10 protein-coding genes are annotated in these 13,829 nt (G+C 41.4%); 9 read left to right on the forward strand and 1 reads right to left on the reverse strand.

Annotated elements, in window-relative coordinates:
* Positions 1–67: 67 nt before the first annotated feature.
* Positions 68–973 (reverse strand): LysR family transcriptional regulator, encoded by a 906-nt coding sequence (locus DXB15_RS12915; RefSeq protein WP_109216189.1) that lies wholly within the window; start codon positions 971–973, stop codon positions 68–70.
* Positions 974–1,244: 271 nt separating this feature from the next.
* Between DXB15_RS12915 and DXB15_RS12925 the strand changes: the two genes are divergently transcribed.
* The 9 genes from DXB15_RS12925 (at position 1,245) to DXB15_RS12965 (ending at position 13,687) form a co-directional block, all read left to right on the forward strand.
* Entirely contained in the window at positions 1,245–2,192 is a 948-nt protein-coding gene (locus DXB15_RS12925; RefSeq protein WP_109216188.1) for a flavodoxin family protein, read from the forward strand.
* Between the two features lie 142 nt (positions 2,193–2,334).
* Positions 2,335–4,353 carry an oxidoreductase gene (locus DXB15_RS12930; protein WP_118703182.1) on the forward strand — a complete coding sequence of 673 codons (2,019 nt, stop codon included), beginning with the start codon at positions 2,335–2,337 and terminating at the stop codon, positions 4,351–4,353.
* Between the two features lie 348 nt (positions 4,354–4,701).
* On the forward strand, positions 4,702–5,229 hold the full coding sequence (locus DXB15_RS12935; protein WP_243115653.1) for a hypothetical protein: 528 nt from the start codon (positions 4,702–4,704) through the stop codon (positions 5,227–5,229).
* 210 nt (positions 5,230–5,439) lie between these two features.
* Positions 5,440–7,785, forward strand: coding sequence for a ferrous iron transport protein B (gene feoB, locus DXB15_RS12940; protein ID WP_118703183.1), 2,346 nt, complete (start codon positions 5,440–5,442; stop codon positions 7,783–7,785).
* Positions 7,786–8,106: 321 nt separating this feature from the next.
* The gene (locus DXB15_RS12945; RefSeq protein WP_158582270.1) at positions 8,107–9,534 is read left to right on the forward strand and encodes an SLC13 family permease; all 1,428 of its coding nucleotides are present in this window, start codon (positions 8,107–8,109) and stop codon (positions 9,532–9,534) included.
* Between the two features lie 32 nt (positions 9,535–9,566).
* Positions 9,567–10,220 carry a hypothetical protein gene (locus tag DXB15_RS12950; protein ID WP_118703185.1) on the forward strand — a complete coding sequence of 218 codons (654 nt, stop codon included), beginning with the start codon at positions 9,567–9,569 and terminating at the stop codon, positions 10,218–10,220.
* 88 nt (positions 10,221–10,308) lie between these two features.
* Positions 10,309–11,976 carry a thiamine pyrophosphate-binding protein gene (locus tag DXB15_RS12955; protein ID WP_118703186.1) on the forward strand — a complete coding sequence of 556 codons (1,668 nt, stop codon included), beginning with the start codon at positions 10,309–10,311 and terminating at the stop codon, positions 11,974–11,976.
* Positions 11,977–12,125: 149 nt separating this feature from the next.
* Entirely contained in the window at positions 12,126–13,010 is an 885-nt protein-coding gene (locus DXB15_RS12960) for a LysR family transcriptional regulator (RefSeq protein ID WP_118703187.1), read from the forward strand.
* A gap of 215 nt (positions 13,011–13,225) precedes the next feature.
* Positions 13,226–13,687, forward strand: a complete 462-nt coding sequence (locus DXB15_RS12965) for an Hsp20/alpha crystallin family protein (protein WP_118703188.1) — start codon at positions 13,226–13,228, stop codon at positions 13,685–13,687.
* Positions 13,688–13,829 lie beyond the last annotated feature (142 nt).

The following is a 13,829-nucleotide window of genomic DNA, read 5'->3' on the forward strand; positions in this document are numbered from 1 at the left end:
AACCTCCTAGGTAAAAAACGTGTATATTGCAATTAATATCCAAATAATAATCGAATGTAGCATATGTTTAAAAATGTTCTGGGTGTTCTTGCATATATTCCCGAAAAACTTCCAGAAACAGTGGCACCGCCGGATTGGTTATTTTGTGCTTCCAGGCAATGGCCAGATTAAGTGTATCATTGCTTCCATCTAGTAAAGTGAATGCCAGATTGTTTGCATGCATATAACTGCGGCTGCGATAAGGCAGGATTGAGATGCCTGTGCCGGCTTCTATTGCCTGAAGCAGATTTTCGTACAAGTCAAATTGTTCCGTGATGCGGGGATGAAATCCAATCTGTGCACACAGTTCCATGATGCGCTGGTTCATGTATCTGGCATGTTCCGGATGGAAAACCAGAAAAGGTTCGCTGGCCAGTTTGTCATAATCCAGAATCATTTTCTGAAGCGCCGGATGATCTTTCCGAGTAACCAGACAGAAGGAATCCGACTGGATTTTTTTGACATCCAGCGAGGCAATTTGCTGCAAATCCGGCATCATAGAAAAATAAATATCTGCATCCTGCCGAGCGGCGGATTCTGAAATCTGTAAAGCGTCCTGTCGTATCAGCTTGATCTTTACATGCGGATAGCGAATGTGGAATTGATTTACGGCATCTGGTAAAAACTGATGTGTCGGCGCGGACAGATGGCTGATGCGTAGTACGGAAGGTTGTTCTTTTGCCAGAGTCACTTTTTGCTTTGCATGTTCCATAGCATCCAGAATGATTTTTGCATCTTCGAGAAAGAGTTCGCCGCTATCTGTTAAGGTCACTTTTCTAGTGTTTCGGACAAAAAGCTCCGTATCCAGTTCCTTTTCCAACATTTTTATCTGGTGGCTGATGGCGGGTTGTGTCAGATAAAAATCCTGAGCCGCCCGGGAAAAGTTACGGTATTTGGCTACGGCAATGAAATAGGACAGTTGTTTCTGATCCATAAGTACCTCCGGTTTGATGGTGTAATTACTAAAAATGCAAGCTTGTTATTTCTTACATATGAAAACATGAGAGCCACATTTGTTATCAGTTATAAAAAAAAATTATCAATAATACAAAAATATATGAATTTCACAAATAAAAATCTTCATGTTACAATCAATGTAACACAAAAGAGGTTAGGTGTAAACGAAAATCATGCAGGAAAAATGTCAGGCATTTCCCTACCAAAGTGCCTGATTTTCGTACAAAAACAGAGGAGGTAAAGTTGGTATGGCGTTTCAGGTTATGGGAGTTACTGCAGGAAGAAAAAACAGTAATTCAGAAATTTTATTAAAAGAAGCACTGCTTGTCTGTCAGGAGATGGGGGCAGAGGTCAGAATGATCAATTTAAAGGATTACAACATCATTGATTGTAATGGTTGTACATCCTGTACGATGGGAATGTCCATGGGAAAATATACCGGATGTTCCCTGGATAATGCGGATGACAAAAAGAAGATTATGGATGTGATGTTGAACCAGGATGCAGTTATTTTTTCCGCACCGACATATGATCTCATGCCGTCATCTTTATTTTTGAAATTTATGCACAGAAATCTGGCATACGAATCAGCATTTTTAACAAAAATCGGAGCAATTGAGCCGAGAGATCGTGTGGGGGCGCTGATCGCAGTGGGCGGTTCTACCCGTTCCTGGCAGTCTATGGCGCTGGAGTGCATGCAGGCAACTACATTTACAAACAGTTTTAAGATCGTGGATATGTATATGGCCACGCAGGTTCCAGCTCCTGGACAGGTTCTGTTATATGATGAAAAAATTGCCCGGGCAAGAGAGATTGGCAAGAATGTCATGGAAGCGCTGAACACAAAACCGGAAGAACGGAAATGGCTGGGAGATCCGGATTATGGATGGTGCCCGAACTGTCACAGCAATTCACTGTGTCTGGGTGAGCCGCAGTGGAAAGGTCTGCAGTATCCGATTGAGTGTACTGTATGTGGCGCAGGCGGTGATCTGGAGCGTACTCCGGACGGAAAATGGAAATTTGTCATTGCGGCAAACGGACTGGAGCGTGATCGCACTACGGAGGAAGGCCGCGGTGTTCACTGTGATGAGATTGCGGAGACACAGGGGGGATTTTTCATGGATCCGAAGAAACGGGAAGAAGTTGCGGCAAAACTGCCAAAATACAAAGAACTGAAATTCCCGGAGTTAGACTAATTCGCGGATTCAGATATTCTGTAAAAGGATCCATTTATGTATGAAATCCTGTTTTTGGCAGGTATGACAAAGCTATATCAAATCGGATATAAAATATATTCGGTTACAACATAAAATTTACTCAGGTTAGGAGAAGAAAAAAATGGCATTCACACATTTATTAAGCCCGATGAAAGTCGGCAACAAAGTTTACAAAAACCGTATCGTAAGTGCGCCGATGGCATTTGCACTTGTGGCACAGAACCCGGTGGCAGCAGAGGTTTCCTATCGAAAACTGGAAGGACCTGCAAAAGGCGGAAATGCCTGCGTTATTCTTGGTGAGACAGATGTCAACTTCCGTGACGCAGTACGTATCCCGGGATTCAAACCATTTGATTTTGCAAAACCGGAAGAAGATATGGAGACATTCAATGCGGTAAAAACATATGCAGACCGTATCAAAAAGCATGACTGTATCGCACTGGCTGAGCTGGTTCACTGCGGAAAAGAAAAAGTTCCGTTCAACGATCAGCAGGAAGCAATCGGACCGGTGGCCTGTACAAACTCTGCCGGAGTTCCGGTTCGTGCAATGACAAAAGACGATATGGATCGTATCGCAAATGATTTTGCGGTAGCAGCTACTTATATGCAGAAAGCAGGATTTGACGGAATTCTGATTCATGGCGGACATGGATTTATTTTTACACAGTACCTTTCCCCATTGATGAATACCCGTACTGATGAGTATGGCGGATCTCTGGAGAACCGTGCAAAATTCCCGATTCAGATCTGCAAATCCATTCGTGAAGCAGTTGGACCTGATTTCCTGATCGAGCTTCGTATTGATGGAACGGATCATCAGCCGGGTGGAATCACACCGGAGGAGACCGGAAGATTCATTCAGATGGTAGAGCAGTATATTACATCCGTACATGTTACCTGTGGTATTTATGAGGAATCCGTAAAATCCGGTACAGAGTCCAGTATGTTCCATGAGCACGGACTGAACATTGAACCGGCTTCCATTATTAAAAAATATACTTCTCTGCCGGTTGGAGCTGTTGGCGGTATCAACTCTCCGGAGCAGGTAGATCAGGCAATCGCAGATGGCAAGATCGACTTTGCAATTTTCGGACGTCAGATGCTGGCAGATCCGGATTTTACACAGAAATGTATGGATGGCGACGAGGCACAGATCCGCCGTTGCTTAAGATGTTATAAATGTTTCCCGGGATCTCCGGAGGAAGGTTATGATGATCTTCCGTTTACCAGTGAGCAGCTTGCAGTTTACGTAGGACATTGTACCATCAATCCAACCGCTCATTTACCGTTTGATGTTGAGCAGCTTCCGCCAGCTGAGAAAGGTCCGCAGAAAGTGCTGATCGTAGGTGGTGGTATTGCAGGTATTCAGGCAGCAATCACAGCAGCAGACCGTGGACATAAAGTAACACTGGCTGAGAAATCAGACAAACTTGGCGGACTTCTGTATTTCACAGACGTAGATATCGACAAACCGGATCTTCGTAATTTCAAAGATATGATGATTCGTGAGGTAAAACGTCATGACGTGGAAATCCTTATGAATACAGAAGTGACACCAGAATTCATCAAAGAATTTGCACCGGATGCGGTAATCCTTGCAACCGGTTCTGTTCCGGCATGCCCGCCAATTAACGGTATTGAACATGCACATCAGGCAATGTCTGTATACGATGGAACCTGTGAGCCGGGCAAAAAAGTTGTCATGATCGGTGGTGGTCTGGTTGGCTGCGAGACAGGTCTTTACCTGCAGAAAACAGGTCATGAAGTAACTGTAGTAGAGATGCTTGACCGTGTGGCAAATGAGTCCTTCGGTATGTACCGTGAGGCTCTGGTATGGGAGATGGAGAAAAACAATATGACCATGCTTCCAAAAACAAAATGTCTGGAGATCACACCGAACAGCGTAAAGATTGAAAATGCAGATGGTGTTCAGGAACTTGAGGCAGATACTATATTGTATGCACTTGGTATGAAATCTGTGGATTACAGTGCGTTGAAAGAAGCGGCCGGAGATGCAAGTGTGTATGTGATCGGTGATGCAATTCACCCGGGTAAGGTAGATCAGTGTACCAGAACGGGTTATATTGCAGCACTGAAAGTTGGAGCAAGTGAGGAGTCTGTGGCTTATATCCAGGAGTAAAACTTGCTTGTGTAGATAAAAAATATACTTTTATGAAGAGAAATCCGGCAATTTTGTCTCGGTCGCTAGCAATCGCTCCCTGAGAAAAAATTGCCGGATTTTTCTATCTACATAGTGAAGTATATGGATTTTTCATTCACGCCGGCGCTGCGTGCCAGCTGATCGCCACATCTGTGAGAAAAAAATGATGGAAGGTGAAGGGCATGTAGAACTTGCGGGGAAACTTTTTGCGTGATAGTATAAACGAAGGTAGTAAAGAGGCTGCGTTCATGAGTAAGTAGCAAAAGTGGATTGCAAATGTCCGCTTTACTGCAGAAAAATAATAGAAAATTAAAGGAAACGATCACTGTGAAAAAAGCAATGAAATCCACAATGGTATTTGCTGTTTTGGCAACAATCGTATTTACAATTTTATACAGGATAACGGAAAACGGTGTGCTGCTGTCACTGGCTATCACGGCAGGAACGATCAGCTATCATTTTGTCATGCGTTATACAGTTGCGGGGGTTTTCAGTCATACTATGCACAATCGGGCAAATCTGTCTCGAAAATGGTATCAGCAGAAAAAGTGGGAAAAAAAATTATACCGGAAGCTACATGTAAAGCAATGGAAAAATAAGATGCCGACTTATGAGCCGAGCTATTTTGACCTGAGATTACATACACCGGAAGAAATTGCAGGAGCTATGTGTCAGGCGGAAGTAAGCCATGAAGTGATCGTGATATTCAGTTTTCTTCCATTGTTTACAGTTCCGGCATTTGGTGCATTCTGGGTGTTTTTAATCACATCAGTATTGTCAGCATTAATGGATCTTTTATTTGCTATTATGCAGCGGTATAATCGACCAAGAATTTTGAAACTGTGCAGAAAATAGAGAAAAATGATATGAAAACGGAAAAAATATCGGTGGGATTGCTAAAACGAAGGCAGGATGTGGTATAAAAAATATTACATTCTGCCTTTTTTGCATATCTTCGCTTTTAATGATTAAAAAATATCAAAAAAGTGTTATAATGAAAAAGATTTATCAAAAAACAACATGCGAACTATCGTGTGAAAATACATAAGAGGAAAATAAAACATTATGACATTAAAAGAATTGGAAATTGGTAAGAGTGCAGTGATCAAGACCGTAGGCGGCGAAGGTGCCCTGCGTCAGCACTTTTTAGATATGGGAATGATTCCGGGGGCAGAAGTAACTGTAGTCAAGTTTGCACCGATGGGAGATCCGATGGAACTACAGATTCACGGTTATGAGCTGACGCTGCGTCTGGCGGAAGCGGATCAGATTGAGATTGATCCGATCGGAAAACGAAGCAACGAACATAAGCGTACGGTAAAAGAACTTGGTTCTGAACATCCGGGAATTGGCGAGACAGGAAAGTTTCATTCGAAAAAAGATGAACATCCACTGCCGGAAGGTACAAAACTGACGTATGCATTAGTTGGTAATCAGAACTGTGGCAAGACAACATTATTTAATCAGCTGACGGGTTCTAACCAGCATGTTGGAAATTTCCCTGGTGTTACCGTTGACCGAAAAGATGGTTCCATCAAGGGTCACCCGGAGACGGATGTAACGGATTTGCCGGGCATTTATTCTATGTCTCCTTACAGCAGTGAAGAAATCGTATCCAGAAATTTTGTGTTAAATGAGAAACCAAAAGCAATTATCAACATTCTGGATGCGACAAATATTGAACGAAATCTGTATCTGACGATGCAGCTGCTTGAGATGGATATTCCTATGGTTGTGGCATTGAATATGATGGATGAGGTGCTTGGTAATCAGGGCTCCATTGATGTCAACGGAATGGAAGCACTGCTTGGTGTTCCGGTGATTCCCATTTCGGCGGCTAAAAATCAGGGCGTGGATGAGCTGATCACCCATGCGCTGCATATTGCAAAATATCAGGAACGTCCATTGCGGCAGGATTTTTGTGATAAGACGGATCATAACGGTTCGGTACACCGCTGTATCCATGCAGTCATTCATCTGATCGAGGATCATGCGCAGGCAGCAGCCATTCCGGTGCGGTTTGCGGCAACGAAAGCAATCGAGGGTGATCCATTGATCCTGGAACAGCTGGAACTGGATCAGAATGAGCGGGAAATGCTGGAGCATATTGTACAGCAGATGGAGACGGAGCGTGAGGTTGATCGAAGCGCTGCGATAGCCGATATGCGTTTTGACTTTATCGAGCGTCTGTGTGAGCAGACCGTTGTAAAACCAAAGGAGAGCAAAGAACGCATCCGCAGTGAGAAAATCGACCGGATTCTGACTGGAAAATATACGGCAATTCCATGTTTTATTGGAATCATGGCACTTGTATTTTATCTGACATTCAATGTGATCGGAGCTGGTTTACAGACACTGCTTGAAATTGGGATTGATAAATTGTCGGCCATTGTGGATGCTGCGATGGCAGCCACACATGTAAACAGCGCTATGCACAGCCTTGTGATTGATGGAATTTTTACCGGAGTGGGAAGCGTTTTAAGTTTCCTGCCGATCATCGTGACACTGTTCTTTTTCCTGTCTCTGATGGAAGACAGCGGTTACATTGCCAGAGTCGCTTTCGTTATGGATAAACTGCTGCGAAAAATCGGACTTTCCGGTCGAAGTATCGTACCGATGCTGATCGGATTTGGATGCACGGTTCCGGCGGTTATGGCAACGCGTACGCTGACTAGTGAGCGGGATCGAAAAATGACGATTTTGCTGACACCATTTATGAGCTGTACGGCAAAACTACCGATTTATTCGTTCTTTGTCAGTGCATTTTTTCCGAAAAAAGGCGGACTCATCATGACTGGGCTGTATCTGCTTGGTATTGGCGTCGGGATTTTAATTGCGTTCCTTTATAAAGGAACCTTATTCAAAGGAGAACCGGTTCCATTTGTTATGGAACTGCCGAATTATCGTCTGCCGGGAGCGAAAAACGTGGCACAGCTTTTGTGGGAAAAAGCAAAAGATTTCCTGCAGCGTGCTTTTTCCGTGATTTTTATTGCAACGATCGTGGTATGGTTCCTGCAGAGTTTTGATCTGCATATGAATATGGTCACAGATTCTGCCGACAGTATTCTTGCTGCAATTTCCGGCATTTTGGTGCCGATTTTTCGCCCACTTGGCATGGGAGACTGGCGGATCTGTACTTCCCTGATCAGCGGATTTATTGCAAAAGAAAGCGTCGTATCCACCTTAGAAGTACTGTTTGGCGGAAGTATAGGAACTATGATTTCTTCTCTGACAGCAGCATCCATTCTGGTGTTCAGTTTGTTGTATACACCGTGCGTTGCAGCTGTCGCATCCATTAAGCGGGAGCTTGGAGCAAAATGGGCAGTTGGCGTGGTCATCTGGCAGTGTGTGATCGCATGGATTGCGGCATTAATCGTACATCTGATCGGATTGCTGATTGGAGCTGTCTAAAATAGAAAATGGATAGACAACTGGTTAATATTTGAGTAGAAAATTGAAATTGAAAAAGGCGTGAGTCACAGAAATATGGCTTACGTCTTTTTTTAAAAAAAATTCTCAATAAAAGTTTTTTATCGAAGTGAATAAAAACGCAATTTTACTATTAATAACCTGAATGATAAAATAAATACAACAAAGATATATCTTTTAAATAACTGAATAAACAGAATACACACTTTAAAAACTTATAGTAGAGAGGGTAAACAAATGGAAGGTATTCAGAAGAAACATAGTTGGTCATATTACGTGAAATCTCTAATAGGAATCCTGATAATGATTCTTTTCCCTTTGATTCCGGCTCCTGCCCCGATTACTTCTGCGGGTATGATGGTTATTGGTCAACTGCTTGGACTGATTTTTCTGTGGTCTTTTGTTGACATGATGTGGCCGACATTTCTTGCAATCATACTGTTTGGTCTGCGGGCGAAAGAAATATATCCGAATTCATGGCAGATCAATGGTATTTATGAGGCAGGAGCTCAGTCCTTTGGAAACTGGATCGTGGTGTTTGCACTGGGATGTCTGATCCTTTGTGTAGCGTTGGAAGAATCTGGAATCATAAAAAGAATTGTAATGAAATTCATTACCAGCAAATCTGCCAGAACAAATGCGTGGATGTTCAGTTTTATGATCCTGGCAGCAACAATGGTTATTTCCTTATTTATGGATTGTGTTGCAGCAGAGTTCTTTATGCTTGGTATCGTTCATGAAATCTTTGATATGCTTGGATTTAAAAAAGGTGATAAATGGCCAAAATACATGGTTATAGCAATTACCTTTACTGTTATTCTGGCATTTGCGATGACACCAATCTGCCACACTTCAAGTATTTTATTTATGGGAGTATATTCTGGAATCACAGGGCAACCGGCAAATATATTGGGGTATATGCTGATTGGAATTCCAATCGGATTGATTATCTGGATTGGAATGTTACTTTGGTTCCGATTTGTGGTTAAACCGGATATTTCGCATTTTGATACGGTAGATTTTTCTTTATTAGAGAGTAAATGTCCGGGTAAAATGGAGAAAAAAGAAAAAATTGTAGCTGTAGTAAGCCTGATCGTATTAGTTTTCTGGCTTGTTCCGGGATTTTTATCTTTCCTGGCACCTGAATCAGCAGCATTTCTTTTGCTTGACAGATTGACAGCGACAACACCATTGTTCTTTGCTATCGTATTTCTTGCTATTTTCAGAATTGATGGAGAACCGATTCTGGATCTGAAGTCAGCTTTCAAAAAAGTGGACTGGCTTTCCATCGTATTTCTTGCAGGCATTTTGATGATCGCAGGTGCAATGGGAGAAGAAACAACGGGTATCGGTGCATTTATCGCATCTGTAATTGTACCGTTGACGGCAGGAAAGAGTGCATTTATCCTTGTGGGACTGATTGCAGTATTAAGTTGTATCATTACTAATATTGCTAATAATATTCCGGTAGGTATTATTCTTGTATCAGTAACCGTTCCAATCGCACTTGATGCCGGAATAAATCCATTTTTATTTGTTGTAGCAATTTGCATTGGAGCAAATCTGGCATACACGATTCCACCGGCATTTGTACCGATTGGAATTGCTTATTCGGATGAATGGTGTGAAGGAAAAAAAGTATTTTTAAACGGACTTGTAATGACTGTGATCAGTTGTGTGGTACTTGCATTGTTAATGTACCCGTTAGGAAATCTTGTACTCGGAGTATAAAAAATAGATGAAATTAGGAAGGAGAAACAAGGATGTATTCACTGAGATTATATGAAGATAAAATTTTAAGAGGAGCTGTATCTGAACAGGTTAAATCACAGCATTCGATTGTTTATGTGGTAAGTGGATCTGTTACGTTAAATGGAGAGAAAATTGAGGCAGATCATGCCAGATATTTTGCAGATCTTGGACTGATAAAAGCAGAGTGTGAAGATGCTGTGATCTGGAGATTTGAACTCACACGGACTGCTGAGCCGAATGCATTCCTGAAAGGACAGGACATCACGAGTATTTTGAAAATTGAGCGCAGAGTGCGTATGTTTGACCTGTCACCGAGAACAAATTGGTTATTCAGACTGGATTGTATTTATGACAATCTTGGCTCAACCGGTTTACATTCTCATCCGGGTTCTGGTATTCGGTGTCTGCTGGAAGGAAATTTACATGTCAGAGGGGCAATTGGTGAATCTTCTGACAGTGAAAAACATGGAGACTGCTGGTATGAGGAAGGCTCTTATCCGATTGTATCTACTACATATGGTGACAAGCCGGCGGCATTTTTGAGAGGAATGATCCTTCCGGTAGAGTATAGTAAATATCCGGATACAGCAATGTGGATCGAAGGATCAAAATCCGTGCAGAGTTCATGGAAAAGTTACGAACAGCAGGTTGTGATGTTACGGTAATATGCTGAAATATAATAAAAGGTAATAACTAATCGCAGTCAGGGTGTATATTTTTCATATACACCCTGAAAATGAAAAGGAGATTAATATGGCGCGGAAGCTTGGAAATGAAGTTATGATGGATATTTTAAAAGAATATCAGGTGGAGTATGTGTTTGGAATTCCGGGAGCTACAGAGATCCATTTTATGGAAGGCATAGAAGCCACGCCGGAAATCCAATATATACTCGGATTAAATGAAATGGTCTGCGTAGGTGCGGCAGAAGGATATGCAAGGGCAAAGAATAAACCGGCAGTGTTAAATCTGCATACCGGTCCAGGAATGGCAGCTGCAATGCCGCTTTTATTGAACTGCAAATACGGAAAAGTACCTCTTGTTATCACTGTTGGTCAGAATACCACTTCACTTCTTGGAAAAGATCCACAGTTATCAGGAGATATCGTTGGCATGGCAAAACCGATTGCAAAATGGGCAACAGAGATACATACAGCTGAGGAAATCCCGATCGCAATGCACAGAGCATTTAAAATGGCAATGCAGAAACCAATGGGACCGGTGGTGGTTTCTATTCCATACGATCTGATGACGCAGGAATTGGAATATGAGGCAAAACCGCTTCCAAAATTGGACTATAAAGCGGGCAGAGGAAGCCAGGAAATGATAATGTATGCATGTGAATTACTTGAAAAAGCAGAACATCCGGTTATGTTTGTCCAGGAAGGGGTTGCCAGATCAAGAGCATTGAAAGAAACGGTTGAATTTGCAGAAAAAATCGGTGCTGCCGTATATCAGATCTGGATGGGAGATGTCAATTTCCCAGTGAACCATCCATTGTATCAAGGAGATATCGATTCTACTTCACCGGAAATGAAAGCCGTATTGCAAAAAGCGGATGTTGTGGTTGGAATCGGATGCCAGATGTTTAATGACGCATTTCCGTCAGATATAGTAATGCCGTTAAAGGAGAATATATTCATCCAGATTGATGAAGATCCCTGGGAAATAGGAAAAAATTTCCCGGTAGACTGCGGAATTCAGGGAGATATAAAAGAGATTTTAGCGGAGCTGAATCTTGCATTACAATCAAAAAAAGATCTTCAGGAAAAGGCAGCTTTGCGAACAGAAATTATAAAAAAAGAGAAAGAGGCAGAAACCACTGCATTGAATTGTCGCATTGACTCTGAAAAAGACAACAAACCAATTGCAGTTTCTGCATTGATGAATGCGATAAAAAATGCAGTAAATGAATCTGTCTGCATTGTTGATGACAGCTGGTCATCTTCTGCATTATTAAGAAAGATTGTTCCGTTAGGAGATGAAACTTCTTTCTACAGACCGCGAAATGGCGGAAGTATTGGATTTGGATTGCCGGGAGCATTGGGTGTGAAAATGGCATATCCGGAGAAAAATGTAATTCTTGTTTCGGGTGATGGAAGTGCAGCGTGGTCCATGCAGACATTTTGGACTGCGGCGCATTATAATATTCCGGTTACAATGATCATTACAAATAATGGAACATACAGACAGGTCAAAAATGTGAGAAAGCGCATTCTGGGTGACTATCTGTTAAATGAGAGACATGTCGGTATGGAAATAGATCATCCACGCTTGAATTTTAAACAGATGGCAGAATCAATGGGAGTAGAAGGGGTTCAGATTTATGAACCGGAAGAAATAGAAGCTGCTGTTAAATACGGAATGTTTCTGGATAAACCATATTTAATTGAAGTGTTTGTCGAAAATCCGGCAAAATAATGTTTAGAAGAAATGATTTCTAGGATATAATGAGCGCAAGAGAGTCAACATGTTGGCATGATTGACGTACGGCGAATGTCGATCATGAACTGCTTTTGTTCATGGTATAATCTATCTTAGAAATCATTTTGTTTATGGGGGATATTTGAATGGATACAAGACAGCTTGAATTATTTATTTCAGTGGCACACACCTTAAATTTTTCACAGACAGCTAAAAAATACTATCTTACGCAGCCGGCAGTAAGCCATAAAATAAAAATGTTGGAAGAAGAACTGGGGGCATCTCTGCTTTATCGGGAAGGGCATACCGTTTCTCTTACAGAAGAAGGAATTATGTTTTTGCATTATGCGATGAATATTGTAAATATGGAATATCGTGTCCGGAACATTATTTCAAAATATGGGCATGGGCGGACCGGATTTATAAAAATTGCCGCGATTCCGACACTCAGTGAAGAATTGAGTAACTGCATCAGTATTTTATCGGATGAATATCCGCAACTTCAGGTTGTGATAGATCAGATGGAGGGATATTCGTTTATTAAGGCATTTGTGGATGATGAATATGATTTTTATTTTGGGGCAAATAAAATGTTTGCCGGGGCAAAAGGGTATAGCAGTGTTATTACAAAACATACAGAGTTAAAATTGTTTGTGAATAAGAATATTGCAGAAACCATAGATTTGAATGATTGGAGTACCATTAGCTGTCATCCGTTTGTTTCCGTGAATCCAAGTGATACGGTGTTGTCTGCACAGGTAAAAGAAATCTGTCACAACAAGGAATTTGAACCGAATATTGTAAATTATTATAATCGTGTGGAATTGGTACCATTATCGATAAATGCAGGAATTGGAATTTCGATTTTGCCAGCCGCGCTTGAAACTGCATTTTATTATCCGAATATTGTTACATTTCCGATAGAAGATGAGGTTGCCAATATTTATCATTTGATTGCATGGAAGAAATTAAGAAATTCGGCATGCATTAAATTTGAAAAAATCATAAAAGAATTGTATATGGATGAATAATTCCAAAAAGTTCACAAAATTTTCATAGTTTTTTAGCACTCAAGGCTTGACGTGGCTAATAATAAGTGATATAGTACAACTAGAACAAAGGAAGAGAGATAAAAGGAATGAAGAAAAGTTCCAAGGATCTCAAATCCAATTGCTCAAGCAATCAACACTTCGGATTCTCCGAATGTGCAGAAAATATATTTAATTACTGAAAGGAGTAATGACTTATGATGATGCCTAGAATTTTTGGAGAAAACTTATTTGATGATTTTATGAACGACTTTGCATTTCCGGATTTTACAGACAGTGCAAATATTGAGAAAGCTTTGTATGGAAAACATGCAAAGAATCTGATGAAGACAGATGTCAAAGATACCGAGAACGGATATGAAGTAGATATCGATCTCCCGGGCTTCAAGAAAGACGAGATCACAATGAAACTGGAAAACGGTACATTAACCGTCAGCGCAGCAAAAGGTCTTGACAAAGACGAGGAGAACAAGGAGAAAAAATATGTAAGACGTGAGCGTTATGCAGGCGGCATGAGCAGAAGCTTCTATGTTGGTGAGCACGTTGACGTTGAGGATATCCATCCGAAATATGAAAATGGTATCTTAAGCTTCACTGTTCCGAAAAAGGAGCAGAAAGCGGTAGAAGAGAAAAACAAATTCATCTCTATTGAAGGTTAAAATCAGATCATAATATCTGAAATAAATGAACTCTCCCTGAGTGGATCCCCGGCAGGACGTAAAAATCCTGCCGGGGATTTTTTACTTTATAGGAAAGTTCTCCTTTGGAGAACTCTTGATATAAAAGTAGCCCGCACAGAGG

It is taken from the genome of Roseburia sp. OM02-15, from assembly GCF_003481835.1.
Taxonomy (GTDB): domain Bacteria; phylum Bacillota; class Clostridia; order Lachnospirales; family Lachnospiraceae; genus Eubacterium_I; species Eubacterium_I ramulus_A.